Raw genomic sequence first — 26,474 nt, 5'->3', positions numbered from 1 at the left:
AATGAAAAATATTTCAATTCTATAAAAAATGCCCATTGGTATGAGCATTTTTTACTATATCATCATAAATCTTTTTATGCTTTTAATACTTTAGCACAACGTTCGCATAAGCCATCTTCAGCAGTAGAATCTGTAATATTCCAGCAACGTGGACATACATGTCCATCACATTTTTCAACACTTGCACTGCATACCTCATATGGTGTTAATTCATCAACACTAAAGCTTACCTTAGAAACGATCAGCCACTGATGGAAATGACTACCGCAAACCTTTTCGATTAAGGCACGATCTTCATCGCTGACATGAACAATTACATGCGCTTCTAATGATTTACCGATAACCTTTTCTCCTCGTGCTTCTTCGAGTGCTTTAAAGATATCTGAACGAAGCAAAAGCATACGTTCCATATCCGTTTTAATTTCATCAGCATGCTCAATCACAAGATTTGAAGCAAAAGAGCCTAAGTGAACACTTTCTTCTTCACCATGGAAGAAATCATTTACCTCTTCTGCGGTATGTGGAAGAATCGGAGCCCACAAACGCATCAATACATTTACGGCATGATACAATACGGTCTGTACCTGACGACGTCTTACATCGTCTTTCTTTTCAATGTATAAAATATCCTTTGTATAATCCAAATAGTAAGCACTGAAATCATTTGTCATCAAGGTTGTCAGCATCGTCGTAACATCTGCAAAACGATATTCCTTATAAGCCTTTTTAGCCTTATCGTTAACTTCATTTAACTGTAAAAGCATATACTTATCAAGTTCAGGTAATGTAGCAATATCAACTAAATCTTCTTTTGTGAAGTCCTCTTCGTTAATATTAGCCAATAAGAAGCGGAAGGTATTACGTACCTTACGATAATTCTCACTTACCTGCTTCATGATTTCATCGGACATACTGCAATCCGCTTGATAATCAACACTTGCTGCCCATAAACGCAAAATATCCGCACCAAACTTTTTCGTAATTTCTCCAGGAGCAACCGCATTCCACTGAGATTTGGACATTTTCACTCCCTTGCCGTCCATAACAAAGCCATGACTTAACACCTGCTTATAAGGTGCCTGTCCATGCACTGCCGTACCGACAATCAAAGAGGAATTGAACCAACCTCGATACTGATCACTACCTTCAAAATATAAATCAGCAGGATAGCTTAAACCTTTTTTCAACATTGCCCCGGTATGGGAAGATCCGCTGTCAAACCAAACGTCCATTGTATCGGTTTCCTTTGTGAAAATGCCATTTGGTGATTTAGGGTGAGTATAGCCTTCAGGAAGTAAGTCCTTCGCTTCCTTTTCAAACCAAATATTTGAGCCATATTCACCAATCAGCTTAGCAACATGTTCAAACACCTTTTCGTCCATGATCGGTGTTTCATCTTCAGCATAGAAAATCGGAATCGGAACACCCCAAGCACGCTGACGGGAAATACACCAATCTCCACGATCGGCAATCATATTGTGCATGCGTTGCTGTCCCCATTTCGGAATCCAATCCACTTTATCAATTTCATCTAATAATTGTGTACGAATTTTATCAATAGAAGCAAACCATTGCGTCGTCGCACGGAAAATGATTGGTTTTTTGGTTCTCCAATCATGTGGATAGGAGTGCGTAATAAATTCAAGTTTCAATAATGCTCCGATTTCATCTAGTTTTTGTGTAACTGTTTTGTTTGCATCATCTACATATTGACCTTCCAGCCACTCACCGGCTTCCTTCATCATGCAGCCATGCTCATCAACATTGCAATAGGCAGGTAAACCATACTTCTGTCCAACAAAGAAGTCATCAGCACCAAAGCCTGGGGCAGTATGTACACAACCGGTACCGGCATCTGCCGTTACATGATCACCTAAAATCACAAGCGATTCACGATCATACAGTGGGTGCGCACAAGTAATCATTTCCAATTCTTTTCCTTTAAAGGTTGCTAATTTATTTCTAGTTTCCAAACCGAATTTATCAAACAAGGAATCCATCAATTCTTCTAAAACAATCAGTTTACCTTTTTCAGTTTCAACTAACGCATATGTAAAATCCTTATTCAAACAAATTGCCAAGTTCGCCGGAATGGTCCAAGGTGTTGTCGTCCAAATCACAAATGCACAATCGTTATCTAAGATACCCTTACCATCTTTTACCATAAATTTCACAAAGATTGTCGGACTTTTTATATCATGATACTCGATTTCCGCTTCTGCAAGTGCAGATTCACTAGATGGAGACCAGTATACAGGCTTTAACCCTTTATAAATCAACCCGTCCATAGCCATTTTTCCAAAAATGCGGATTTGTTCCTCTTCAAATTCCTTAGTTAAGGTTACGTAAGCATTGTCATAATCACCAACACTGCCTAAAGATAAAAAGCCTTTTTTCTGACGCTCTACCTGTTCTAACGCATAATCATAGCACAGCTTACGAAATTCCGAAATTCCCATTTTCTTACGATCATGTCCAAGCTTTGTAATTGCGGTTTCAATTGGTAAGCCATGTGTATCCCAACCCGGAATATAAGGCGTATAATATCCGTCCATAAAATGACTGCGTACAATAACATCTTTCAAAATTTTGTTTAACGCATGTCCTAAATGAATATCTCCGTTAGCATACGGAGGTCCATCATGCAAAACAAACGGTTCACAGCCCTCACGTTTCGCTAACATCTTTTCATAAATGTGTGAACTTTGCCAACGCTGCTGAAAGTCAGGTTCCTTTGTCGGAAGCTTTCCGCGCATCTCAAAGCCGGTTTTTGGCATCAATAATGTGTCCTTGTATTCCATATCTTTTCCTCCTAAAATAAAAGCGTCCTTATCTAAGGACGCTGATTAAACGTGGTACCACCTTAGTTCTTCTGCTGTATGCAGAAGCACTTAACCTTTTAACGATAAGGGAATCGAAGCTGCCCTACTTCTTCAGGCACTCTGCTCAAAAGTGATATTCATAATACCTCCATGCACCCTTCCACCAACCGCGTGCTCTCTTGAACTTCCGTATTATAAACGTGTCTTTTTCATTGCATTTCTTCTTTTTTCAATAAATCCATTTCCGGAATTTGAGGCGTTTCAAACTCATCAAGCGCCTGCGCGATCCGACTGAGGTCGTCCTTCATAGAGCCTTTCAACAAATTAGCTTCCTTGCCCAAACGAGCAATTTCACTCAATACCTCACGTGCCATCATCAAGGATTCCCGCACGATGACATCAGCATTTTTATGAGCTGTTTCTACGATCATATTGGCTTCCTTCATAGCCATTCGTGTCATATCGTAGGCTGCCCTTTCCTTGATACTCAGATTTTGGCAAACCTCCTCATAACGCTTTTTATAATCCTCTGCTTCCCTTTCGTAGGCTTCTTTCAACTGGTAGGCTTTTTCATTTTTTTCCTTTAAAGCCACAAGCTCAAGCTCCAAGGCTGCGATATAATCATCGACCTGATAACGGTTATATCCTTTCTTCATCGTGTCAAATGATCGTTTTTCCATATCTCACCCTCGCTCACTCATACACGCCAACATCAATTACAAGGCGATCCTTTTTGGTCTTTTTTATCACTTCTCTAACATAAAAGCGTCCATACCCACGAATAGAAATAGCACTATTATTATTGCATACAAATGTACTTTGTTCAAGTACAACATGATTTACTTTTACCCTTTGAGAAGCAATCATTTCCTGTGCCTTTCCCCGCGAAACGTTTGCCAAACAAGCCACGATTGTATCTAAACGCATGCTGGAAACGATTTTATGTTGATAAGGAATACTCGTATTGGAAACAAGACTTCCTTCATAACGTTTAAAATGTACATGCTGACGCTTGATTTTGGTAAGATTACATACAACAAAATTCTCAATGTCCTTATCAACAACAAGATAAACCGCATCTCGCTTTACCAAAATATCTCCACTCATTTCCCGCCGTAAGCCTAAATTCATCAAAGCACCTAGCACATCGCGATGGCTCAGCATACCAAACGTAGCAGAAACTGAGGCTTTCAAAATAACCGTTGGAAATTGATAGTTCGTCGTAAACGGCAAAAAAGCAAATCGCACGCGTTCTGCTCCCTTATAACCACCATCTTCCTTATACATAATTTGCTTACCGCAAATAGAGCGTGTAATTGCACTTTGATCCGGCGAAAAAAAGGGTGTAACGATAATTCGTTTACGCACCTCACATTGATCGATATAATCATAGATGCGTTTTACAAACTCCTCATTACCCCGATAATGCTCAAAAGAAAGTGATGATTTATTCATCTTCTCCGCTGTCTAACGTAATTTGTCCCTGCACTGGAACATTATTTGGTGTGCAAAGAATTACATTATGCCCGATTTTTTGAATACTGCCATCAAGTGCGAAAATTACACCGGTAAGAAAATCAATTGTTCTTTGCGCATATTCTCTTTGCAGCTTATGCAAATTCACAACCGCTGCTTTGTTTTCCTTCAAGCGTCGCGCGATTTCATCTGCTTCATCAAAAGAGCGTGGTTCAAATAATACCATTTTTGTATCATTTGGAAGCTTATTCATACGTGAACGCTGCTGTTCATACTGTGAAATCGTCTGCGCATCTTCTTCCTCTGCATCTTGTTCTACTTCTAAAATATCATCTTCATCTAACGGTGCTAGAAAATGTTTAAACTTCTGTCCAAAACTCATGTACGGATACCTCCTAATAACTAGGTATATCATAGCATATTTTTGAAGGCATAAAAAGTTTTTTTTCTTTTTTGCTCCTTTTTTCCTCAAACTTTCATAGGAATACTCTTTTTTTAAAATCAATTAGCGAAAACGTACCAAAATTACATCTCCGCAAATGTTCTCGATCTCCTGCATACTGATTTCGATTTCTTCACAAGGAAATAGCCATGGCAACATTTTTTTTACGAAAGGTTGAGTAGTTCGTGCGTAAATAGCTAATAGCTTATTGCTTTTCACATCAAAGGCTACGTCATTTACTAAGCCGACCACTCGTCCATCACATAAATTGATGACCTGCTTACCTGCAATTTCACAAAATCTCATCTGCATCACCTATTCCATTATATGCATCGCTGTCCCAAATGTTACAGTTCCCCCATTTCTTTACGCAAAGTCGAAATGGCACTCTTTTCAAGGCGTGAAACCTGCGCCTGTGAAATTCCCAGTTCATTTGCAATTTCGGTTTGTGTCATATCCTGATAATAGCGCTTATCTAAAATTTCCAATTCCTTTTCCTTCAATTGTTTCAAACTGCTGCGTAAAGAAAGCACATTGTTTAATAAATCAATTTCATCTTTTTCATCACGAATCTGATCCAACAAATACAGTTCATCACCATCACTGTTATATACCGGCTCAAAAATAGATAAAACATTTTGTGTAGAATCTAAGGCATCAACAATATCCTTTTCCCTTACCTCCAATTGCTCAGCTAACCAGGTAATGCTTGGCTCTTTTTGATGCTGATGCACATACTCCTCTTTTAAACGAAAGCATTTGTAGGCAAGATCCTTTAAATGTCTGGATACGCGAAGTACCTGATTATCACGTAAGTAACGCTTGATTTCTCCCATGATCATCGGTACGGCATAGGTTGAAAAACGTACCTCATGTTTCAAATCAAAATGATCAATGGATTTCACCAAACCAATACAGCCTACCTGAAAAAGATCGTCCATGTTTTCACAGCGATTCGCAAAACGCTGAACAATTGACAATACCAATTTTAAATTTCCATTGATTAGCTCCTCTTTTGCATTTTGATCTCCTTTTTGCATACGTAAAAACAATTCCTTCATCTGTGTATTGTTAAGTACCGTTAGATCATTGGTATTCATTCCGCTAATAACAACCTTATAACGACTCATAATCACCCTCCTGCTTACAAGCAGTTTGCCCTTGAAAAAGAAGGGTTATACAAGCGGCTGATTGTTAGTATTTGGAAAGGTTTTCCCATTGACAACATGCTCTTGTATCTGATATGAGCCTATATTTTAAATATTGATATAACCGATATTACCGCAAAAAATTCCTTGTGTTACAAAACACAGATAACAAAAGGATTGCCTCCCACAATTCACAGAAAGCAATCCCTATCAACAGCACATTAAGCTTATGAAGGTTTCGCTAAAATCAGTTGATTCCCTACCTCACATCAATAATTTTGCTGTTTCATTTGTAATTTTAATTTATGAATAATTCGTTTTTCCAAACGTGAAATATACGATTGAGAAATTCCCAAACGCTTTGCGATATCCTTTTGTGTAAGTTCTTCATGCTCAATGCCATAGCGCATCTGTAAGATCTGCCGTTCCCGATCCTTTAAACCACGCATAGCCTTTAAAAGCTCCCGTTTGTTTTCTTCCCGCTCAAATTGCTTTGTTACAACATCATCATCGGTACCTAAAATATCCGACAACAAAAGCTCATTGCCATCGTAATCAATGTTTAACGGCTCATCAAAGCTAACTTCCAACTTACGTCGTGATTTTTTGCGCAGAAACATCAAAATTTCATTCTCGATACAACGTGAAGCATAAGTTACCAATTTAATATTTTTATTGCGTTTGAAGGTATTTACTGCCTTAATCAAACCAATCGAGCCGATACTAATCAAATCCTCCATAAAAATAGGATTGGTTTCGTAGCGTTTGGCTATATAAACGACCAATCGCAAATTATGCTCAATCAATGTATTGCGTGCTTCCTCATCTCCATGTTCCAAAGCAATCAACGCCGCTTGTTCTTCTTCCTTTTCCAATGGTTTTGGCAAAACATCACTACCTTGAATATAGAAAACACTACTTTCTTCATTTTTCACAAACAAAAAACGAAACAGCTTCTTGATCATCTTCATTTTCTCACCCCATCGTCATCAGATGCACATTCAATAAAGCCTTACAATGAAACGGCAGCTCCAGCTTCTGCCCACAATATACAAGCACATTTTGCTTTTCGGTATTTGCCAATGCGATCTTACACATATAGCATTTCACTGCTTTTTCATCACCGATTCCCTTCATTACTACCCATTGTATGCGTTCGTTTTTAAAATATGCCTGCATACTACGATCTAGAAAAATAACCGGTATTCCTTGATGGGAAAGTAAATTTCCACTATCCAAATAACCTTTCATCGACAATATTCCAACCTCACTATACAGCTTTACCTCATATACGTAGCTATGCTTTGCGATAATATCTTTCCATTTTGCCGCATGCAGCAAAAACAACAACGCATACAACAGCCACCAATACACAAGCCGATAATCCATAGGAACAAACCACATACCGTTGTGAAAACTCCCATCATAGAGCACCCAGCCACTAAGCATAAGAAGTACACGAAGCACAAAAGCCATCGCATAGGTTTTATAAGCATGACGGAAATATATGAATAAAAACAACATTTCTATACCTGCTATCACAAGTTCGGAGCTTGGAAGCCACAAACATACTGACAAAAAGGAAATACTGATGGCATATCCGTAACAAACCCCTTTTAAAACTGGCTGCAAACAAATGCTTTGCGCTAAACGAAGAGAAAGCAGCATGGTTAAAAGTTGCTGCAGAAAGCTGACTTCTACATAGCTCTCCATTTCCTCATCTCCCGCTTTTAGTATAACGAATCGCTGCTTAGGTTCATGTCGAGAAATTACGAGAAGTTTTTTTGCTTATCGTGGAAATTCGACAAATTAAATAAATCCTATAAAAAAACCGCACAGCTTGTGCCATGCAGTTTCCTATCCTTAGTTTGTGTAATTATCAAAATATCCCTGAACAAGTACGACCGGTGTACCCTTATCCCCAGAGCCACTTGTCAAATCACATAAAGAACCGATCAAGTCTGTTAGCTTACGAGGTGTCGTTCCCTGCGCCGCCATATTTCCGACAAGACTTCCGTCTTTTTCCTTAATTTTATCTTCGATAGCTTTCTTCAACGCTTCTCCGCTCAAGTTTGCAAAATCATTGTCAGCTAAATATTTCAGTTTTAATTCGTTTGGTGTTCCCTCCAAACCAGGTGTATAAGCAGGAGATACACATGGATCGGCAAGCTCCCAAATTTTACCTACCGGATCTTTAAACGCACCATCGCCGTAAACCATAACTTCCACATGCTTACCGGTACGATCTAAGATCTGTTTTTGAATATCCAATACCAAATCATTGCATTCTCTTGGGAACAGCTTAACGCTATCCTCTGTTGATTTATTAGAGCCTAGTAGTCCATATACTGCATTGTATCCGGAACCGTTGATTGGCGCAGTCATGATGTCATCAAGACTGAACACTTTATCCGCACCCGCTTCTTTTAGGATACGCTTTGTTCTAGCACGTGTATGGATATCACAGTTGATTACGTTTTTCGTATAATTCAAAATTGTCTTAGGATTGTTTGCAAATACAAACTCAACCTCGGCACCGCATTCGCGAATCAAATCACCGTAATATGCAACATAATCAACACCGGTAAACTCATGTTTATTTTCGCCGAATAATTCGCGATATCTTTCTAATGTTAAAACATCGGAATATGGATTGATTCCCGCATCATCTAGCTTACTAAGTGATACCAACTCATTTCCGACCTCATCGCTTGGATAGCTAAGCATCAATACGACCTTTTTAACGCCCTTTGCAATTCCACGCAAACAAATCGCAAAACGGTTACGACTTAAAATAGGGAAAATCACACCAACAGTTTCATCATTGAACTTCGCATGCACATCACTTGCAATCGCATCAACAGACGCATAATTACCTTGTGAACGTGCAACAATGCTTTCCGTTACAGCGATAACATCGCGATCACGAATCGCAAAATCCTCGCTTTTCGCTGCATCTAATACACTTTCCACAACAATGCTTGCCAAATCATCACCTTCACGAATAATCGGACAACGAACGCCTCTTGATACCGTACCAATTTTTCTTTCCATCTTACAACACCTTTCTTTTATGGTCTTTCACGCAAAAAACCGTATATCATACGGCTTTTTAGGTTACCAAAAAAAATTGCTTTTACTTTGTGGCAAAAACTTAAATTCAACATCTACATTATCACCCTCCAGCTCCACAACAGCATAGGAAGGCCCTCTGCCGTCTCTGCTTCTCCACAAGGAACCGGGATTCAGCACATGGACACCATCAACCACCTCATAAGCAGCTATATGCGTATGCCCGTAACAAACAATATCGCAAGCAAGCGATTTTGCCTTCTGTGCTAACTGCTCCACACGTCGAGAATACATAAACTGATGTGAATGAACAACATAAATGCGATGTTTTCCAACTGTAACCACTCGTTCCTCTGGATAATCGTAGAAAATATCATTATTTCCACGTACTGTTACCAACTGAGGATATTGCTGTGGCTCAGCCTCGATATCGCCGCAGTGAAGAAAAAGCTCCGCTTGTGGATACTGCTCCAAAACGGCTTGTATTGCACTGTCTTTTCCATGGCTATCACTAACAACGATAACTTTCATTTTACCACCGCTATTATCATACCAAAAAAATGTAGAAATGAAAAGTATTATATCTTCATGAAAACATTTTCATTAAAATTCAACCTCATTATATGTCATTTCAACCAAAGAAACGCTTGTGCTTTCCTCCTTTGTTGGGTGTATGATTTGCTTTCCTACACGAATTTCTACTCGTTCAATCATCGGAATCGATGCCAAAGACAAAACAAACGTATCATAAGCATTCTGTTTCACGCTGGCATCGCTTGCTAGAATATGATCGTTTAGTTCCACCTTTAAAAGTCCGTCCTTCATATTCATATTTTTTATCTCAATACGATCGGTATGCAGCTTTGAGGAAAGACCGCTTGATACCGAAATATCTTCTAGAATAACCGCTACCTGTGATGCAACATCTTGTTTATCCAATCGACAACGACGGCTTTTAGGAACAAGATATTCTCTAGAACCAATTTTTTTGGTCGAAAACACTGTTAAAGAAAACGAATCGTGTAAGGAATCCGTAGCGGTTTCGAAATGATTAATACCGATATCACGATTTAAAATTTCCGGAATCGGTGTTTGCCCTAAAGGCATTTCCTTCATACGCTGTTCATTGAGATATAGCTCTACTTTTTCTACACTTGAAAATTGTGTAGCACCCCAGGTAATCGCCTCTAAGACGCGTAACTCATCTTCTTTTTTATAGTTTTTTAAGCTGGCATCAAAATATAAGCGTGCAACGCCATCTCCCATCTTAACATCATTTAAAAAGCACTCCTTTTGAAACAACGGATAAAAGCCCTCTAATGTTTGTTTCCCACTAAGATAAGCAAACATCAACTTCAGCTTATCTTCTTCACTTTCCTCCTCACTTACCGGTATCGAAAGCGGAACCAAGGTATTGCTTTGATCTTTTAAATAAACCTGCATTATATTGCTCGCATGCTGCGTGGAAATCACACTCGTTGTAACCTCCTCAGTGGAATACAGCCGCATACTGAGATACATAACAAAAGCAATACATGCAAACACGAGAATCATGGGCTTACGAAACCTCATTTTTCTGAACCCCCTTTGTTTCATCAGTATGCCGAAAACAATAAAAAAAGAACGAGTTATCGCTCTTTCAATGCTATCTTTTCCAAATGGCTCATACGCTTGATTTGGGCCTCTCGCTGACAGGCTGCGGATTTACTTTCACAACTTTCATAATAGTAAAGCAAAACCGGCTGATGGGCTCTTGTATATTTCGCTCCTTTGCCAGAAGCGTGAGCTTTGTAGCGTCGAATTAAATTGGTTGTCCAACCGCAATAAAGACTATTGTCTGCACACAGCAATAGATATACATAATACCCATCAATATCCGGAATAGCTCCACTAGCCGAGATCTGCTTTTTCCAAGGCAATGTCTTGTTCATAAATTGTTTTTGCCAACTCTTTTCCTACATATCGCAAAGCAAAAGGTTGATGCTCTTTACCGGTAATATCCTCTTGTCCTAACGGATAACGAATAATAAAACCATATTTATAAGCATTTTCCTTTAGCCATGCCTCTTGCTCACGTCCCAGTTCCTCTTTTGCTTCTGTTTTCTCTTGCTCCTTATGGTTTACCTTAGGCTGTATCTCATTAGGCAAAAGGATCAGCGAATAGCCAAGCTGATATTCACTATGTCCCGGAGCGTCCCAATACTTACTCAATTCTTCCGCATCATATTCTTCCAACGCCTGTTCATAAAGCATTACCTGATCTTCATACGATAAATAACCGGCAACTACTCTCATACCGCCACAGGGCTGATCGTCTATTACTTCCGCGGCTTTGCACAGCTGCTGTAATGGTTCAAGAACTTCCTTTTTTACAAGAATATCATAAGCTTTTGGCACAATAGAGCTGTGCGGAAGCGAGCCAATCGAAACTAAGTCTTTCGGTTCGTATGTATAAAGCGTTCTGCGATTTGCAATCATTGTATATATATCACTTGGATTAGGAATCAAACGTGCACTTTTCTGGTAAAGATCGCCTTCATCAAAAAAACGTATCAGTTCATTATAAGAATAATTCGCTAATAAATATTGCAGCTCATTAAAATTCATTTGTTCCTTATATTTGTTAATAAATGCTACAATAAATTCCTTGCTGACCTTCTCTTTTGTCGTATTTGCCATTTCATCATACCACAGTGTGTTTTCCAAAACAAAGCCATCAACCTCGATATATGGCAAAAACTCTTTTGGTTCGATTTTCCATGAAATCAAGGTATTGATTTCGTCTGTATTCAAATGATGCAAAACCAACTCACGCTGCTGTTCATTCAGCGTATGCGGATAACGCGCCAATTCATCATAGTGCTTGTTCATCATTGCATAGCAGCCGATAAACAAAGCAATCAAAGCTACGATAAGCATACTACGTTTGATTTTCATAGCAACACCTCGATTGTTATTATAGCACACTTTCCGCTCCATCGTTCTTACAATCAAGTATTTCGATAAAAGATTACTACATGCAGATGATAGCTTTGTTCATACATATAGGCAAAAGCAAATTTTGTATTGTCATGACGCATTCCTCTTTTTAAATAGCGTGATAAACAAAGATCATGCCACATCAAGCGTTGATCATAAATCGTTATACGATAATGCTGCATACGATTTAACCGACAATATTCCATATTTCTTTTTTCCAATGCATCAAGCAAATAACATTCCCGTTTGGCAATCGTCGAAACACTGCAACCTTCCTTCATCGCCGTTTCATAAATTTGTTTGGTCTTTTTCATGTGCGAGCATATATAACGCTTCATAGCAGGCGTTACACATAAAATATCATGCTGTTTTATCATTTTGCGCATTGTATCACCTCATAAGGTAATACGTTTACAACCACAAAAAAATTTAAAAAATGACACAAAATTGCGTCATTTTTTAATCTAGCTTTAATTCCTCCAGTCGTAAAAGCTCTACAACCGCCTGCGCTCTTCCCTTAACGCCTAGCTTCAGCATCACATTCGAAATGTGATTGCGAACGGTTTTATCAGAGATATTCATGCGCTGTGCGATTTCCTTCGTACTGTAATTAGCAATCAAAAGCTTAAACACCTCAGATTCTCTTTGCGTCAATATTTTTTGCGTAGCACTTACCCCCTAACCTTCGCCTACCTATCTTATCCTATGCAGGATTTTCATTTTGGCCTGTGTTATGCAAAATATTATAAACACTTTGTGCCACCTGCATCGGTACCACAGCAGCAATCTCCTCGACGCTTGCTTGTTTTAAGCGCTTCAAGGATTTAAAATGATTCCATATTTTTTTCTTGCGGACATTTCCGATTCCTTCTACCTCATCGAGAATCGACTTGGTCATTCCCTTACCACGTAAACGGCGATGATAGCTTATCGCAAAACGATGCACTTCATCTTGCATTTGCGTTAATAGAAAAAATAAAGAGCTTTCCTTCGAAACGGCCAAAACCCGTCCCTCACTATCCATAAGATTACTTGTTCGGTGATTATCATCTTTCACCAAGCCACATACGGTAATTGAAACCTCCAATGCATCTATGATTTCCTTTGCCGCTTCAATTTGCAGCCAACCGCCATCGACAATCAGCAAATCCGGAAATTTTCCTCGTTCCTTTAACAAGCGGACATAGCGACGATAAATAACCTCCTTCATCGAATCCAAATCACTGCGATATTCCTGAAGGCGATAGGTGCGATAATCCTGCTTGCTTGGTTCTCCATCTTTATAAACCACCATACCGCTGACGTTATATGCTCCGGATATATGCGAATTATCAAATAGCTCAATACGATGGATTTCCTTACCTAAAAGCTGACATAGCTGCTGCATTCCTTCCTCTCGTCGATGATCCTTTCTTGAAATCAATTCGAATTTCTGTTCATGGCTGTTTTTTGCATTTGCCAATACCATTTCTACCAATTTAAGCTTATCTCCGCGAATCGGCTGAACAATTTTCGTATCCAAAATTTGTACTAAATGTTCTACATCATATTCCTTCGGCAACAAAATCTCCTGTGGTAAAGGATTGTTCGCATAATATTGCAGCACAAAGGATTGAAACGCCTCCATGGCATCTTCGTAAAGCGGCGTAATTGATAGGGTTCGCTCTATTAGCTTACCACCGCGCATAAAGAAGCCCTGAATAGAAATATACCCTTTATCAACATAATAACCGAATACATCGCGATCCTTATGATCCTTAAAATCAATCTGCTGTCGAGCCGTTACATGTTCGATTGCCTGAATCAAGGAAAGCTTTTCCTGTGCCTTTTCAAACTGCAAGGCTTCACTTGCTTCTTTCATTTCCGCCTTCAAACGCTCAACGATTTCCTTCACATCACCACGCAAAAATTTACGTATTCCTTGCGCCATATCTGCATACACCTGTTCATCAATGACATTTACACAAGGTGCAAGGCACTGTCCCATGTGATAATATAAGCATTCCTTTTTTGGCAAACGATTGCATTTTCGCAAAGGATAAATACGATTTAGCAGCTTCTGCGTATCATAGGCAGCAGAGCTATCCGGAAACGGTCCGAAGTAGGTAGCTTTTTTATCCTTGGTATTGCGCACAACACGAAGCAAAGGAGCCTTTTCCTTCGTTAGCTTTAAATACGGATAGGTTTTATCGTCCATGAACATGATGTTATACTGTGGTGTATGCTTCTTGATCAAATTGATTTCCAACAGCAGTGCTTCCTTTTCACTGCCACAAACAATATACTCAAAATCATCAATATTTGCGACCAAGCGGGTCGTCTTAAAATCATGCGCTCCATGAAAATACTGTCGAACACGATTCTTCAGCTTTTTTGCCTTACCGACATATATGATTTCTCCCTGCTTGTTTTTCATCAGATAACAGCCGGGAAGAGCTGGCAAAATGGCAAGCTTATCTTCGATTTTCGCCATATTTGCCATAACTACTTCGCCCCTTTCTGTTTAAGCGTTACGATACTAGCACCAAGTCCGCCTTCTCCCTGTCCTCCCATACGATAGCTTTCGACGCGTGGGTGTTGCTTAAGGTAGCTGTGAATTGCCTTTCGTAACGCTCCGGTTCCAACTCCATGTACTAAGCGAACAGTTGATGCCTTTGCTAAAAGAGCATCATCTAAATATTTATCAATGATTGGCAATGCTTCATTTACACGCATTCCGATCACATTGCATTCCAAAGAAATCGTTTTGATCCCTTTCGGTGTATAATTTTTCTTTACTTTCTTTTGTTCCTTTTTCTTCGCATGGGTAATATCCGCAGTTGTTACATTCATACGCATTCCATTAGCAAGTACACAAACACGATCCTTTTGTAAGGTAATGATTTCTCCATAGTAATTATATTTCTTTAACAAGACATAATCACCGACAGCAAAGCTTTCCTCACTTGTTGTGCTATTTTCCTCTTCTTCCTTAAGTTTCGCAAGCTGCGATTTTAATGTAATTATCTCATGTGGCTTTGCATCACTTTGTAATTGCTTCAGTTCCTCGATAATACTTTGTGCTTCTTCTTCCTTTGCAGCTAACAGCTCGTTTTGTTCTTGCTTCAACGCTTCGATCAATCGCTGCTTCTCTTGTAAAAAGGACTCTTTTTCATGGGCTAATTCCGCTTGCAGCTTTTTCACATCATCTAAACGGTGATGTAGCTTTTCCTTTTGCTCATAAAGCTCCATACGTGAAGCCTCCAGCTTCATCATCAGCTTATCTTGCTCCTGTAATCCTTCCTCCATTCGCTTTGCGGCATTGCTTAAAATAGATTCCTTCAAGCCATAACGTCTGGCAATTTCCAAAGCATTCGATCTTCCGCTAATCCCTTCGATATAACGATATGTCGGACGCATAGCTTCCATATCAAATTCTACACTGGACAATAGGATATCCTCATGCTGCGTTGCATAACTTTTTAATGCCGAATAGTGTGTTGTCGCGATAATCATAGCACCGCTTTGACGCAGTGCATCTAAAATTGCAACTGCTAGAGCTTCCCCTTCCTTTGGATCGGTGCCACCACCTAACTCATCTAATAAAACAAGTGATTTCGCAGTTACCTGATCACAGATTTTTGCCAGCTTTGATATATGACTGGAAAAGGTAGATAGTGATTCTTGAATGGATTGTGCATCTCCGATATCTACAAATATGGCATCAACCATCGGAATATGCGCACTTTCACAGGAAATCGGCATACCGCATAAGGTCATAGCAACAAACAGACCAATGGTTTTTAAGGTTACGGTTTTCCCTCCGGTATTGGAGCCGGTGATAAGCAAGCTATGATGTGGAGCTTGCAGCTTATACGTATTTGCCACTACCTGTTCTTTGGAAATTAAAGGGTGTCTTGCCTGCTTGATAAGCAATTCCTCCGGCTGTACAATCATTGCTACACAGCCGTCCATTTCCTTTGCCCATAGCCCTTTAGCAAAAATACTATCCAATAAAGCAAAGGTATCCAAATTGCCCAACAATGCAAAAGCATGCTCCTTTACCAATAAAGTTAAGCTATGTAAAATCCTTTCGATTTCACTTTCCTCTTGACTTTTCAAGCTCTGTAAGCGATTGTTCAAAACAATCAAAGAGCGTGGTTCAATATAAGCGGTTTGTCCGGAGGCACTTTCTCCGTGAATAAAGCCATCAATACTGTTTTTCTCACTGATTTTCACCAACACGCATGTTCTTCCGTTTCGTATCGTTGTAACAGTATCCATCAATTTCGCATGATTTCTGCTAATAAAACGGGTAACCTCCTGACTGATATCCTGTAAACAACCGGAAATCGCTTTACGAATTGCTTTTAAAGCTGCACTGGCATGATCATAAACTTCACCGTTCATTGAAACACAAGCATCAATACGTACGGCAACTTTGCGCACATCGCCTAGTGCATCGACTAGTTCTTGCAGCATAGGACCCGATGCCTCGCTTGCTTGAAAATATGCCTGTATATTTTCAACTGCCCGAATTTCATCACTGATGAAACGTAAATCCATTGCACCCAGTGTGCGTCCTTTAGCAGCATCTTGCAGCTGTAATCGTAAATCCTTGATTCCCGCAAAAGAAGGAGCCCCATAGCGTACTACTAAATCATAGGCCTCCTTCACTCTTGCCAACTCTCTTGTTACCCATAAACGATCATAGTGAGGCGAAGCCTGTCGAATTTCTTGGATTCCCATGGAAAAAGCACAATGCTTTTCAAATTGTTTTTTCACAAGTTCCAGTTCTAATATTTCCATTTCTTTTTTCATACTGTTTCCACCTTTAACATATCCATTATCTGTTCAAGCTTATCCTTTTCAATATTCTGCTCCTGCAGCCAAGCCTTTATTCGCTGTGCTTCCTCCTGTGTAAAGCTTTCCTTATGCTCCAAAACGTCCTTTAATTTTGCAAGCTCTTGTATTGGATAGCATGTATAAAACAACAACATATCCGCAAATTCCGTTGTATGCCTAAGCCATGAGTTTTGAACAAGAGCTGCTTTGTCAGCGAAAAAAGGAAGTTCTAAGATCAAAGTTGCAAGAAGAAGCAACAACATTCCTTGCACAAAGCCCAAAATGCTACCGGCAAAACGATTGCAAAACGAAACAACCGGAATATGATTAAAAAGCCTTGCCACCGGTCTTAAAAGCATCAATGCGAATATCAATAACACAAATAAAACTAAGAAAATAACAAGTCGATTATATACATTGTAAAACAATAAATCTACTGTTTCATTTTCTATATGCGGTACCATCTGCAAAAGCTGATCCAGCATACCGGATATTATCCACGCACAAATTCCGGATACAAAAAACGAACATATACTTAATAGCTTTTGGGCAAAGCCGACTTGATAACCTTTGATGATACATAGCAGAAGCACTGCCACAACAATAATATTTACGATTCCCATAGTATGCCCGCTTCCTTTCGTTATCTTTTTCATTTTATCATATTTCTTCTGAAAATGAATGCGATTGCTCCATTTCTTCCTATTCTATGGTAAAATAATTTATATTTATGAGGAGGAAAGAGTATGTCTGTAAAAACGCTAACGATGACAAAAGAGGAAATGTTTGCCTTTAAAGCAAAGCTTTCTACTGCACAAGTTCGCAAGACCCCACCTTATGCCTATTATCAATTAAAAACGCCGGACTGCGTTATTACTGCCTATACAAGCGGGAAAATCGTTTTTCAAGGAGTTGGGGCAGATGCCTATGTAGATCTTCTTGCACCGCAAAAAAACGTTTCAACAAATATCTCCTATCCACAATGTGGCAGTGATGAAGTTGGTACCGGTGATTATTTCGGTCCGGTAGTTGTTTGCGCTTCCTTTGTTAAGGAAGAAGATGTTTCCGATTTAAAAAAGCTCAATATTCAAGATTCCAAAGCCATTGACGATACCACGATTCGTACGCTCGCCCCTACCTTGATAAAACAATTACCACACTCACTGCTTATTTTAGATAATGCAAAATACAATCAAATTCATGCAACCAACAATATGGTAGCAATGAAAGCTAAACTGCATAATCAAGCATACGTGCATTTAAAACATAAATTAGGCAGCCTTCCTAGTTTTTGTGTTGTTGATCAATTCGTTCAAGCTGCTTCCTATTACCGCTATATCCAAATGGAAAAAGAAATCGTACGTAATCTTCATTTCGAAACCAAAGCAGAAAACAAATATTTAGCAGTTGCCTGTGCTTCTATTATTGCCCGTTATGCCTTTTTAAAAACCTTTGATGCGATGGAAAAGCATTATGATTTTCACTTTCTAAAAGGTGCCGGAAGCAAAGTAGATGCCAATATCCGTGAATTTGTCAATCACTTTGGTAAAGAGGAACTAAGAAATGTCGCAAAACTTCATTTTGCCAACACCAAAAAAGCACTTGATGAATAAGCTTATGGCATACTTCCTTATCTGAAATAGCTTCATTACATATTGAAGAAAACCTATAAAAAACGATTGGCATTTACTTTGTCAATCGTTTTTTATAAACCTTAGTTCGCATTCTCAATTCTTTCTTCTTTATATATTTTCCCATCTGGCTGTTCCTTAACTACCTCTACACCAGAATAATTCTCTTTGAATTCATCAATTGCCAATTGATCAGAAAGTTCATCAGCATACATATACAACATACGAGCACTTAAGTTTTTAAAATCTACATCTTCTCTAGTATTGATATCAGTAATAGGAACATAGTAATATTCTACAAACTTTTCAGAGTATTCTTCTTCTGTTTCAAGTAAGCTTGCACGATATAAGTAATACGCCTCACCAGATCGATCATAGTCATTATACATATAATAGACAGCAATCAATTTTGTTGATTCAATAGAAACATCATCATTAAAGAAAGAATCTGTATATTCTTGTTTCAAATATTTATCTAATGCTTTTTGTGCTTCGGATTCAAACTGTCCAGAAACCTTCTTCGGAACTTCCGCAAACTTTTTATATACAACCTCTAAGCCTTCTACAACAAACTCTTTTTCTGTATTTTCCACCTTTAGTTTACAACTATCTGCTGTAGCTTCACTATACTGTGCCTTCACGACAACCTTATCACCATTTTTCAATTTTCCATCTTTTTCAACGGAATAGGTTACATCATTGACAAACATCTCAATATCGGAATTCGTATGATCATAATCAGGTTCACAAGAAATACGCGCCTGTCCTTCCCCAGACACACCTTCAAAGCTTACTTCACACTGCTTAGTCAAATCAATAGGTGTTCGTTTAACCGCATTATAGATACTTACCCCAACAATCAAAGCAACTACAACCAAAGCTCCCGCTCCAATAAGCAAAACATTCTTTTTCCCTTTTTCTGTTTGATAATAAGCCTTTATCTTATCCGACATTTTCGATACATTTTGGCTTGCGGATTCACCTGCCTTCGAAATCGTTTCTCCAGCATTCTTAACACCTTGTGCCAAATCTTCTTTTACATTTTGCACATCAATTTCTTCTGTTTTTTTCACAAATACTACATAGATACTGAAACCAGCAGAAATCAAACAAGCTATTACCATCAAAACTAATATTGTACCACTGTTTGACATACTTCCGGAATATGCCAAAGCCTTTCCCAAATCCCCTTTTGTAAATGCATGAATTCCTTGTACAGCAGGCAAACTAATAAACGCCATCACTAATGCAAAGACATCGCAGCCAAATAATACGCTGTTCGCAAAAATCTTATCTTTCATTTGAAATAAACGAAATGCATAACCAGCTACCAATCCTAACAATAGGATAAAAACTACATAAAATAAATTACACATATTTCGCACAGTAGATAGTGCACCTTGCATATCAGATAAGCTTGATGCATTTCCTACTGCCGTAAAATATAGTAATACAAGAATCAATGCAATGATTCCAAGTGCTAAATTTCCATAAGCTAAATTTTTTCTTGTTACATATTTCTTTAACTTCTCCATAAATTTCTCCCTCTAAACAAAACCTATTTTTTCATACTAATGATAATGATTTCCTTTAAAAATCTGTTTCTTTCAAAAAAGCAACTGTACGATACATTTTCTTTAAAAGAACATATCCACCCTCAAATATACAACTTGCTTTTACTTATTTTCCCTCTTACTGACCTGTAAATCAATCGTATAAGGAATCTGCACCAACTCTACACCTGCAGCCTTCAACATGCGCTTGCTGGCAATCGTACCATCGGTATCTGCATATTTATCACTTTCATAAACGACACGACGAATACCGCTTTGAATAATTGCTTTTGCACATTCATTGCATGGAAACAACGAAACATAGATGCTACACCCCTGCAAATTGGTAGAACTATTTAAAATAGCATTCAATTCCGCATGCACAACATACGGATATTTCGTCGCACAAAAATCACCCTCCCTTTCCCAAGGAAAATCATCATCATGACAGCCATTAGGAAATCCATTATATCCAATGCTTACAACCTTATGCTGATCATTTACAATGGCTGCTCCCACCTGTGTATTTGGATCCTTAGAACGCTTCGCACTTAAATGTGCCAATCCCATGAAATATTCGTCCCATGTTAATACATCTGATCTTTTCATCTTGTTTACCTCACTTATATGCTTCATTATAACATGTTTCTAAATAATCTGCATAAAAATGCAAAGGCATTTTCCGCAGACTCCGTACAACTTCTTGCTCGCTTTGCTGATCGACAAGCATTTCATTATTTTGAAAAATGCCAAGATACAGTAAGCAGCCCACCATCAAAACAGCAGCTATTTTCGTATGATGCTGCAACATACGCAGGCTTTCTTTTTTTACAAATAAAATCCCCATGATTATTCCACATACAAATCCTCCAAGCATTGCCAAAGCCGAGGAATACGGAAGCACAAATAACAGACATAATAAAATTCCATTTCGAACCCATTGTGCACTGATTACAATGCTTCGATACAAGCGTTGAGTTATCGTACGTATAAGAAAAGCTCCGCTTAATCCGAAAAGTGCGGGTGCAAGACCGATAGCAATGGCATTCGTTCCGGTGGCTAATAAAAATAGATTGCCTGTGAAAATCGAAATCAATATAATTGCTACAAAGTGCTTTTTCTGATAATACGGTTCACAGGATTTTGCGATGTAATAAAATGCGATTCCCTGCAAAATCAAACTTAGTAAACTGTCGGATACAAAGACACTCGTAAATAATCGCCAATATTCATGCGCTGCTAAAATATTGATTTTATAAAAAGATCCGGATAATATGAGTGCTGCTGTTTGATCGCTACATAAGGATCGTATCAGTAAGCTAAAAAAACTTAGGGTAACAAAAATACCAAGTGCTATCAAGGTTGCCTTCGGGCGGATTCGCTCCTTCCATCTTTTCATTGCACGCTCATAATTTCGTTGTTGAGCCTCCTCAATCGTACGCATGATACGTACAATATCACCACTGATATCATTGCTTTCTCGTATGATATGCGGCAACTGCTGAAAAGTCGTTAAAATCATAGGATTACTAATTTTGTGCGGTTCACAATACACCTCGATAATTTCTTCATTGTGAATCGGTTCCGCTTGAGGATCGGTTTGAAAAACAACCAACCTGCCCTCACGATGAATCATATCCAACAAAGCAACATGAACATTGCGTAGATATTCTACATTAAGCATTTGCTCATGGCTAGATGCAATACGTACTACCGGAAAATTCTCTGCTTGGGGATTGATAAGCCAAATATCATTTTTATGCTGCATGACCCTGACAATTTGATAGTTTCGCTCACTTATCAAATACTCCATTATCTGATAAGCAAACAAATCATATTTATTGAATTCCATTTATGCACCTGCTTTCTAAGCATTTCGTAATTCTTCTAAAATATCCGCAAACTGTTTCGGTAATGGAGCCTCCACTGTAATTCTTTCGTTGGTTGTCGGGTGTAGAAAGGTTAGCTGATGCGCATGCAAAAGCTGTCCATTCGTTTTCATTGTCTTACGATAGCTATACTTTTCATCACCAACGACCGGGTGTCCGATATATTGCATGTGCACACGAATCTGATGTGTACGTCCGGTTTCCAAACGACATTCAACCAAGGTATATTTCGCAAAACGCTCTACCACGCGAAAATGAGTGCGTGCCGGCTTAGAATTGGTTGCGATGACTGCCATTTTTTGACGATCCTTTGGATCTCTTCCAATCGGTGCATCAATCGTTCCGAATTCATGTTCAATTACACCATGCACAAGTGCATAATATAAGCGATTAACACTTTTATTTTGCAGCTGTTTGGACAAGGAAGCATGTGCCTTATCATTTTTCGCCACAATCAAAAGACCAGTCGTATCCTTATCAATACGATGCACAATTCCCGGACGCAAAACTCCGTTAATGCCGGAAAGATCCTTGCAATGATACAACAAACCATTTACCAATGTACCGCTTTGGTTTCCATTTGCCGGATGCACAACGATTCCTTTCGGCTTATTGATAACAATTACATCATGATCCTCATAACGAATATCAAGCTCCATCTTTTCCGGTGCTGCCTCTAATGCCATTTCATCTTCAAATGCTGCGGTAATGTGGTCTGCCGGTTTTACTTTATATTTTGCACGTATTACTTCACCGTTAACCAAAATACTGCCTTCTTCAATCAAGGAAGCAATGCGACTGCGTGAAAGATCCTCAACAACCATACTCAAATATTTATCAATTCGCTGACTATCCGCATCTTCTGCTACCCAAATATCTATTTCTCGCATTTAAAAAAACCTCCATAACTTTCAAGGAAAACCGATAATATAATAAGTGCCACTCCAATACACAAAGAAATATCCGCAATATTGAAAACCGGAAAATTATATCCCAATAAAAGAAAATCAAAAAAATCACGAACATACTGTAATGCCAGACGATCAATAAAATTACCTACTGCCCCAGCCATCATCAATATCATGCCTAATTTCGTAAATGTATCCGCATCTTCACTCGTTCGATAAAAATAAACCATCGCAATTAAAAATACAATCGTAATTAAGTAGAAAAATATCATTTTTCCTTCAAAGATGCTCCATGCCGCTCCGGTATTATGAACATTGGTTAAACGAAAAAAATTCGGTATAATTTCGATACTTTCTCCCAATGCCATCGTTGCATTGATCCAATATTTTGAAAGCTGATCCAATACAATAATCAATACACCAATCATGCTGTTTCTATATTTCATAATGCCCACCTCGCCTATTTATTCTATCACTGTGTTAAATTCACGCCTTATTATATCAAAAAAAATCGCCAATGGCGATTTTAATATTATTTTTTTCATTTGTTATCTTTCAATAAACAGTTCATTTCAATCATACTCGCATTTTAAAAAATGCATTAATTGTGTAGGCTTCCTTAAAAATTCGATTTGCATCTCTGTAAATAAATGAAACGAAAAGACCTTATCCTATCGACCCTCTCGTTTCTTTATAACCTTAAAAACACTTATTATTTTCTATAAAACTGTTACTTTTTTATTCTATCCCTTTTTATATTATTATTTAGCTAAACCATAATATCTTAACATTTCGATGATTTTTTCATCATCTTCCTTGCTTAGTTCCTCTACAGGCATACGAGCAGGTCCTACCTCGGCAATACCGGCTAGCTCCACTGCTCGCTTCATCGCACTCGGTACCGTTCCTAGCTTTAAAACTCCTCGCAATACATCAATATCCTTTTGCAACTTCTCTGCACTCTCTTGTTCCTTATTTCTCAATGCACGATCCAATGCCACCAATGTATCTGTGATAACATTACTGGTTCCTGCTACCGCGCCGCTTGCGCCTAATTCATAAGCGTAGGATATTTTTGAATCACTGCCTATCAACAGCTTGAAATCCTTTTCTTTCGCAATCTTTGCATACGCCTGTATGCGTTCTTCTTCTCCGCTGCTGTCTTTGATTGCCTTGATATTTTCAATATCTGCCAGCTCATTTACAAGTTCTGGATCTAACGGACAACCGGTTGCTTTGGGTATGTTATATAAAACAATTGGTAGGTTCACACTTTCTGCCACCGCCTTATAATGCGCATACAAATTGGCATTGGTTGGCTTTAAGAAATATGGTGTGATCACACTTAGCGCATCGGCTCCTAGTTCCTCCATTTTCTTCGATAAGCGAATCGTTTCTCTTGTGGAGCAGCAACCGGTTCCGACAAACACCGGTACTCGCTTATTAACAATTTCGATAACCCTTTTCGCAAAGGCAAGCTTTTCTTCTTCATCAATGACATGAAATTCGCCATTGCTGCCGAGGATGAAAATCCCCTTAACGCCATGCTCAATCAAATGATCGATTAGCTGCTTAGTTGCTTCATAGTTGATGCTTTCCTGTGCATCACGATGAAACGGGGTTACGATTGGTGTAATAATTCCTTCAAACATAAATATTCTCCTTTACTTTGTAAATATCGTATAGTCTTTATTATCATAAGGTGTTGTCTGAAAAAACAATTTAATATTTTGCTCTTGAATATAACGAATCCTTTTAATATCTTCCTGCGAAAAATATTCTGTTAATGACTTCAACATCACGCGACTGGCTGGATAAGGAAGTTGAATTTCTTTTGTATAAAATCCTAAACGAACAGCCTTCTCTACAATCTCTAAATTCGGAAAAATAATCATAACTTTAGTATTTGCTTTCATTTGCAGCTGTTCCATTAGCTGTTCTACCGAATAAAAATTTACCTTCATTGTTTTCGGTAAGCAAAGCTGCATCACATTGGCAATGAACGGATCTTCCACATAATGCGGACTTACTACCCACACCTGATCTGCGTTTATAAATTGATTCCAATTTAATTGTACGGTTGCATGCAGCAATCGAGAATCCACACGAACAAGTTTAATATTTATCCCTATCATACTACTCACCCACTTGTACCTTATGATTTTGCTCCCTTAACATATATGAAATCAATATCAAAAGAATCTTCCCTTGAAAACTACCCCTTATGTCTATTTGAAATACCTCTTCATATTTTTTCAATTTGTAGATTAACGTGTTTTTATGTAAAAACAATTCCTCCGCAGCCTGTGTTAAATTAAAATCATTCATCAATAAAGCTTTGGATATTTCTTCTAATTCTTCGACATCGATTTTCTTACCAGTTTCTATATAATAATTATAAACGTTTTCAATATCTTTTACAGATATTTTTGAAAAAAAGTATTCTGTCAAATAATCCATAAAGAAAACCGGTACATTCTTTTCATATTTCGTATGATTTTTCAACCATAAGCAACTTTTATAGGAATTCACATATTGCCGCATCTTATGCTGTAAGGTTCCTACAAAATAATAGCAATCATCAAAGTCCATCTCTTTTAGTTTTTTGATATATTTTAAAATATATTCACGTATTTCTTCATTTTCCTTTATATTTTCTGGAATATCTTTAAAAATCAATAAGCAGCGTTCATTTAGCAAAGAGTAAATAATATCTCTGCTATCCGGATTCATTTTCAATCGCACAACATCTTGCGTATTGATATCCTTATAATCCGACACCATATAAATAGCCACATGTGATTTATTTGCATGAATGCCGAGATCACTCAATAAATCTACAACCTTATTCATATCAAATGTTTTTTCATCTAATAAACATTTTACCAATTCATCGTCCTTGGTAACTTTACGTTTTAAATTCGTTTGGTTAATCTCATACATCAAACGAATCGTTAAAGATTCATGAAGAAGATTCGCAATCATTTGTAAGCTATCATCTTCTCCATGCACCCATAAATAACCAAACTCCTGTCCTTTTACGACAATTTCAAAAAAAACATTGTTTTTATTCGGATAATTATAATCAACAGTTTTTGAAATCATCTTTGTATCACTGCACAAAGCAACCTCTTTATTTTCGTTGATTAAACCGATTGTATATTTTTGATTTTCATGTATAACATGAATAAACTCGTCAAAAATTTCTCCTATTAGCATTTCGTTCACCTCGAAATATTTTATGGATAAAGAATATCATTTTTTTGGTGTAAATACTAATGATTTAGATATTTTTTATTCCTGATTTCCATACAATTGCTGATTGGTATGAACACATGCCTGCATATACGTATTGATGGTTTCCGTAACAAGCTTTTTCGCCTCAATTTCCGATGCATTTGACAGCTTCAAATATAAATCAATCAGCATTGGTAAGTTTAAACCTGTTAAAACATCATAATGGTATTTTTGCGATAAAACAGTAAAAGTATTACAAGGTGTACCACCATACAAGTCCACTAATACAATTGTAAAACCATCGTCTAATTCAGATAATGTTTTATCAACCAGCCTCATATAATCTTCAAAAGAATACTCTGGCAATAAGGAACAAGCTTTCACACGTCCCATATTTCCGGCAATCATAGCTGCTGATTTTACAAGTTCTTCACCGAAACGACCATGCGTACCGATAACAATATTAAATTTTTCCATACGTAAATTTCCTCTT

28 protein-coding genes and 1 other annotated feature are annotated in these 26,474 nt (G+C 38.1%); of the genes, 1 reads left to right on the top strand and 27 read right to left on the bottom strand.

The annotated features are described in order from the left end of the window. Nucleotides 1–74 precede the first annotated feature (74 nt). From ileS to EUBDOL_RS01850, 18 genes are all read right to left on the bottom strand, one after another. Entirely contained in the window at nucleotides 75–2,801 is a 2,727-nt protein-coding gene (ileS, locus tag EUBDOL_RS01935; RefSeq protein ID WP_004797986.1) for an isoleucine--tRNA ligase, read from the bottom strand. Between the two features lie 31 nt (nucleotides 2,802–2,832). Then, nucleotides 2,833–3,044: a binding site (T-box leader), on the bottom strand. Then, nucleotides 3,032–3,502: a DivIVA domain-containing protein gene (locus EUBDOL_RS01930; protein ID WP_004797984.1), complete on the bottom strand. Its 471-nt coding sequence runs from the start codon at nucleotides 3,500–3,502 to the stop codon at nucleotides 3,032–3,034. (Overlaps the previous feature by 13 nt.) 13 nt (nucleotides 3,503–3,515) lie before the next feature. Beyond that, nucleotides 3,516–4,277 carry a YlmH family RNA-binding protein gene (locus tag EUBDOL_RS01925; RefSeq protein WP_004797982.1) on the bottom strand — a complete coding sequence of 254 codons (762 nt, stop codon included), beginning with the start codon at nucleotides 4,275–4,277 and terminating at the stop codon, nucleotides 3,516–3,518. After that, entirely contained in the window at nucleotides 4,270–4,680 is a 411-nt protein-coding gene (locus EUBDOL_RS01920) for a cell division protein SepF (protein ID WP_022420877.1), read from the bottom strand. Before EUBDOL_RS01920 ends, EUBDOL_RS01925 begins: the two co-directional genes overlap by 8 nt. A 123-nt stretch (nucleotides 4,681–4,803) precedes the next feature. Beyond that, nucleotides 4,804–5,046, bottom strand: a complete 243-nt coding sequence (locus EUBDOL_RS01915; RefSeq protein WP_040462912.1) for a PRC-barrel domain-containing protein — start codon at nucleotides 5,044–5,046, stop codon at nucleotides 4,804–4,806. A gap of 41 nt (nucleotides 5,047–5,087) precedes the next feature. Next, on the bottom strand, nucleotides 5,088–5,870 hold the full coding sequence (locus tag EUBDOL_RS01910; protein WP_004797977.1) for a SigB/SigF/SigG family RNA polymerase sigma factor: 783 nt from the start codon (nucleotides 5,868–5,870) through the stop codon (nucleotides 5,088–5,090). A 287-nt stretch (nucleotides 5,871–6,157) separates the two neighbouring features. Continuing rightward, nucleotides 6,158–6,859: an RNA polymerase sporulation sigma factor SigK gene (sigK, locus tag EUBDOL_RS01905; protein WP_004797975.1), complete on the bottom strand. Its 702-nt coding sequence runs from the start codon at nucleotides 6,857–6,859 to the stop codon at nucleotides 6,158–6,160. 4 nt (nucleotides 6,860–6,863) lie between these two features. Beyond that, entirely contained in the window at nucleotides 6,864–7,601 is a 738-nt protein-coding gene (locus tag EUBDOL_RS01900) for a sigma-E processing peptidase SpoIIGA (RefSeq protein WP_004797974.1), read from the bottom strand. Between the two features lie 150 nt (nucleotides 7,602–7,751). Further along, a complete protein-coding gene (locus tag EUBDOL_RS01895) occupies nucleotides 7,752–8,942 on the bottom strand; it encodes a coenzyme F420-0:L-glutamate ligase (protein WP_004797973.1) in 1,191 nt (396 codons plus the stop codon). A 63-nt stretch (nucleotides 8,943–9,005) separates the two neighbouring features. Further along, nucleotides 9,006–9,491 (bottom strand): metallophosphoesterase family protein, encoded by a 486-nt coding sequence (locus tag EUBDOL_RS01890; protein ID WP_004797969.1) that lies wholly within the window; start codon nucleotides 9,489–9,491, stop codon nucleotides 9,006–9,008. A gap of 72 nt (nucleotides 9,492–9,563) precedes the next feature. Beyond that, complete coding sequence (locus EUBDOL_RS01885) at nucleotides 9,564–10,532, bottom strand: GerMN domain-containing protein (RefSeq protein WP_040462910.1); 969 nt, start codon at nucleotides 10,530–10,532, stop codon at nucleotides 9,564–9,566. 56 nt (nucleotides 10,533–10,588) lie between these two features. Beyond that, nucleotides 10,589–10,891, bottom strand: a complete 303-nt coding sequence (locus EUBDOL_RS01880; RefSeq protein ID WP_022420872.1) for a GIY-YIG nuclease family protein — start codon at nucleotides 10,889–10,891, stop codon at nucleotides 10,589–10,591. Next, complete coding sequence (locus EUBDOL_RS01875) at nucleotides 10,851–11,897, bottom strand: M15 family metallopeptidase (RefSeq protein WP_040462908.1); 1,047 nt, start codon at nucleotides 11,895–11,897, stop codon at nucleotides 10,851–10,853. Before EUBDOL_RS01875 ends, EUBDOL_RS01880 begins: the two co-directional genes overlap by 41 nt. Nucleotides 11,898–11,950: 53 nt before the next feature. Next, on the bottom strand, nucleotides 11,951–12,325 hold the full coding sequence (locus EUBDOL_RS01870) for a hypothetical protein (RefSeq protein WP_004797960.1): 375 nt from the start codon (nucleotides 12,323–12,325) through the stop codon (nucleotides 11,951–11,953). 73 nt (nucleotides 12,326–12,398) lie between these two features. Beyond that, entirely contained in the window at nucleotides 12,399–12,572 is a 174-nt protein-coding gene (locus tag EUBDOL_RS01865) for a helix-turn-helix domain-containing protein (protein WP_022420870.1), read from the bottom strand. A 70-nt stretch (nucleotides 12,573–12,642) separates the two neighbouring features. After that, on the bottom strand, nucleotides 12,643–14,421 hold the full coding sequence (gene uvrC / locus EUBDOL_RS01860) for an excinuclease ABC subunit UvrC (protein ID WP_004797957.1): 1,779 nt from the start codon (nucleotides 14,419–14,421) through the stop codon (nucleotides 12,643–12,645). A gap of 2 nt (nucleotides 14,422–14,423) precedes the next feature. After that, nucleotides 14,424–16,739, bottom strand: a complete 2,316-nt coding sequence (locus EUBDOL_RS01855) for an endonuclease MutS2 (protein ID WP_004797955.1) — start codon at nucleotides 16,737–16,739, stop codon at nucleotides 14,424–14,426. Further along, entirely contained in the window at nucleotides 16,736–17,419 is a 684-nt protein-coding gene (locus EUBDOL_RS01850; protein ID WP_004797953.1) for a CvpA family protein, read from the bottom strand. The genes EUBDOL_RS01855 and EUBDOL_RS01850 overlap by 4 nt, the downstream gene beginning before the upstream one ends. A 90-nt stretch (nucleotides 17,420–17,509) precedes the next feature. Here EUBDOL_RS01850 and rnhC point away from each other — a divergent pair, with 90 nt between their 5' ends. Continuing rightward, entirely contained in the window at nucleotides 17,510–18,376 is an 867-nt protein-coding gene (gene rnhC / locus EUBDOL_RS01845) for a ribonuclease HIII (protein ID WP_004797952.1), read from the top strand. Between the two features lie 101 nt (nucleotides 18,377–18,477). Here rnhC and EUBDOL_RS01840 read toward each other — a convergent pair whose 3' ends face one another. The 9 genes from EUBDOL_RS01840 to EUBDOL_RS01800 all read right to left on the bottom strand — a co-directional run bounded on the left by EUBDOL_RS01840 (nucleotide 18,478) and on the right by EUBDOL_RS01800 (nucleotide 26,458). Continuing rightward, nucleotides 18,478–19,929: a US12 family protein gene (locus EUBDOL_RS01840; RefSeq protein WP_004797951.1), complete on the bottom strand. Its 1,452-nt coding sequence runs from the start codon at nucleotides 19,927–19,929 to the stop codon at nucleotides 18,478–18,480. Nucleotides 19,930–20,070: 141 nt separating this feature from the next. After that, nucleotides 20,071–20,556 (bottom strand): deoxycytidylate deaminase, encoded by a 486-nt coding sequence (locus EUBDOL_RS01835; protein WP_040462904.1) that lies wholly within the window; start codon nucleotides 20,554–20,556, stop codon nucleotides 20,071–20,073. 10 nt (nucleotides 20,557–20,566) lie between these two features. Beyond that, nucleotides 20,567–21,799 carry a rhomboid family intramembrane serine protease gene (locus EUBDOL_RS01830; RefSeq protein WP_004797949.1) on the bottom strand — a complete coding sequence of 411 codons (1,233 nt, stop codon included), beginning with the start codon at nucleotides 21,797–21,799 and terminating at the stop codon, nucleotides 20,567–20,569. A 15-nt stretch (nucleotides 21,800–21,814) separates the two neighbouring features. After that, complete coding sequence (locus tag EUBDOL_RS01825; protein WP_004797948.1) at nucleotides 21,815–22,726, bottom strand: RluA family pseudouridine synthase; 912 nt, start codon at nucleotides 22,724–22,726, stop codon at nucleotides 21,815–21,817. Next, a complete protein-coding gene (lspA, locus tag EUBDOL_RS01820) occupies nucleotides 22,714–23,190 on the bottom strand; it encodes a signal peptidase II (protein ID WP_022420862.1) in 477 nt (158 codons plus the stop codon). The genes EUBDOL_RS01825 and lspA overlap by 13 nt, the downstream gene beginning before the upstream one ends. A gap of 315 nt (nucleotides 23,191–23,505) precedes the next feature. Further along, the gene (gene dapA / locus EUBDOL_RS01815) at nucleotides 23,506–24,396 is read right to left on the bottom strand and encodes a 4-hydroxy-tetrahydrodipicolinate synthase (RefSeq protein WP_004797946.1); all 891 of its coding nucleotides are present in this window, start codon (nucleotides 24,394–24,396) and stop codon (nucleotides 23,506–23,508) included. Between the two features lie 12 nt (nucleotides 24,397–24,408). Continuing rightward, nucleotides 24,409–24,879, bottom strand: a complete 471-nt coding sequence (locus EUBDOL_RS01810; protein ID WP_004797945.1) for a PTS sugar transporter subunit IIB — start codon at nucleotides 24,877–24,879, stop codon at nucleotides 24,409–24,411. A 1-nt stretch (nucleotide 24,880) separates the two neighbouring features. Continuing rightward, complete coding sequence (locus EUBDOL_RS01805; protein WP_004797943.1) at nucleotides 24,881–25,963, bottom strand: PucR family transcriptional regulator; 1,083 nt, start codon at nucleotides 25,961–25,963, stop codon at nucleotides 24,881–24,883. Between the two features lie 75 nt (nucleotides 25,964–26,038). Further along, nucleotides 26,039–26,458 (bottom strand): PTS sugar transporter subunit IIA, encoded by a 420-nt coding sequence (locus tag EUBDOL_RS01800; protein ID WP_004797941.1) that lies wholly within the window; start codon nucleotides 26,456–26,458, stop codon nucleotides 26,039–26,041. Nucleotides 26,459–26,474 lie beyond the last annotated feature (16 nt).

Origin of the sequence: Amedibacillus dolichus DSM 3991, assembly GCF_000154285.1 — a bacterium.
GTDB lineage: Bacteria > Bacillota_I > Bacilli_A > Erysipelotrichales > Erysipelotrichaceae > Amedibacillus > Amedibacillus dolichus.
This window is presented reverse-complemented; position numbering and strand designations above follow the sequence as displayed.

Coding starts and splice junctions, on each gene's coding strand:
- ileS (WP_004797986.1), bottom strand. CDS start 2,801: ATGGAATACAAGGACACATTATTGATGCCAAAAACCGGCTTTGAGATG.
- EUBDOL_RS01930 (WP_004797984.1), bottom strand. CDS start 3,502: ATGGAAAAACGATCATTTGACACGATGAAGAAAGGATATAACCGTTAT.
- EUBDOL_RS01925 (WP_004797982.1), bottom strand. CDS start 4,277: ATGAATAAATCATCACTTTCTTTTGAGCATTATCGGGGTAATGAGGAG.
- EUBDOL_RS01920 (WP_022420877.1), bottom strand. CDS start 4,680: ATGAGTTTTGGACAGAAGTTTAAACATTTTCTAGCACCGTTAGATGAA.
- EUBDOL_RS01915 (WP_040462912.1), bottom strand. CDS start 5,046: ATGAGATTTTGTGAAATTGCAGGTAAGCAGGTCATCAATTTATGTGAT.
- EUBDOL_RS01910 (WP_004797977.1), bottom strand. CDS start 5,870: ATGAGTCGTTATAAGGTTGTTATTAGCGGAATGAATACCAATGATCTA.
- sigK (WP_004797975.1), bottom strand. CDS start 6,859: ATGAAGATGATCAAGAAGCTGTTTCGTTTTTTGTTTGTGAAAAATGAA.
- EUBDOL_RS01900 (WP_004797974.1), bottom strand. CDS start 7,601: ATGGAGAGCTATGTAGAAGTCAGCTTTCTGCAGCAACTTTTAACCATG.
- EUBDOL_RS01895 (WP_004797973.1), bottom strand. CDS start 8,942: ATGGAAAGAAAAATTGGTACGGTATCAAGAGGCGTTCGTTGTCCGATT.
- EUBDOL_RS01890 (WP_004797969.1), bottom strand. CDS start 9,491: ATGAAAGTTATCGTTGTTAGTGATAGCCATGGAAAAGACAGTGCAATA.
- EUBDOL_RS01885 (WP_040462910.1), bottom strand. CDS start 10,532: ATGAGGTTTCGTAAGCCCATGATTCTCGTGTTTGCATGTATTGCTTTT.
- EUBDOL_RS01880 (WP_022420872.1), bottom strand. CDS start 10,891: ATGAACAAGACATTGCCTTGGAAAAAGCAGATCTCGGCTAGTGGAGCT.
- EUBDOL_RS01875 (WP_040462908.1), bottom strand. CDS start 11,897: ATGAAAATCAAACGTAGTATGCTTATCGTAGCTTTGATTGCTTTGTTT.
- EUBDOL_RS01870 (WP_004797960.1), bottom strand. CDS start 12,325: ATGCGCAAAATGATAAAACAGCATGATATTTTATGTGTAACGCCTGCT.
- uvrC (WP_004797957.1), bottom strand. CDS start 14,421: ATGGCAAATATGGCGAAAATCGAAGATAAGCTTGCCATTTTGCCAGCT.
- EUBDOL_RS01855 (WP_004797955.1), bottom strand. CDS start 16,739: ATGAAAAAAGAAATGGAAATATTAGAACTGGAACTTGTGAAAAAACAA.
- EUBDOL_RS01850 (WP_004797953.1), bottom strand. CDS start 17,419: ATGAAAAAGATAACGAAAGGAAGCGGGCATACTATGGGAATCGTAAAT.
- rnhC (WP_004797952.1), top strand. CDS start 17,510: ATGTCTGTAAAAACGCTAACGATGACAAAAGAGGAAATGTTTGCCTTT.
- EUBDOL_RS01840 (WP_004797951.1), bottom strand. CDS start 19,929: ATGGAGAAGTTAAAGAAATATGTAACAAGAAAAAATTTAGCTTATGGA.
- EUBDOL_RS01835 (WP_040462904.1), bottom strand. CDS start 20,556: ATGAAAAGATCAGATGTATTAACATGGGACGAATATTTCATGGGATTG.
- EUBDOL_RS01830 (WP_004797949.1), bottom strand. CDS start 21,799: ATGGAATTCAATAAATATGATTTGTTTGCTTATCAGATAATGGAGTAT.
- EUBDOL_RS01825 (WP_004797948.1), bottom strand. CDS start 22,726: ATGCGAGAAATAGATATTTGGGTAGCAGAAGATGCGGATAGTCAGCGA.
- lspA (WP_022420862.1), bottom strand. CDS start 23,190: ATGAAATATAGAAACAGCATGATTGGTGTATTGATTATTGTATTGGAT.
- dapA (WP_004797946.1), bottom strand. CDS start 24,396: ATGTTTGAAGGAATTATTACACCAATCGTAACCCCGTTTCATCGTGAT.
- EUBDOL_RS01810 (WP_004797945.1), bottom strand. CDS start 24,879: ATGATAGGGATAAATATTAAACTTGTTCGTGTGGATTCTCGATTGCTG.
- EUBDOL_RS01805 (WP_004797943.1), bottom strand. CDS start 25,963: ATGCTAATAGGAGAAATTTTTGACGAGTTTATTCATGTTATACATGAA.
- EUBDOL_RS01800 (WP_004797941.1), bottom strand. CDS start 26,458: ATGGAAAAATTTAATATTGTTATCGGTACGCATGGTCGTTTCGGTGAA.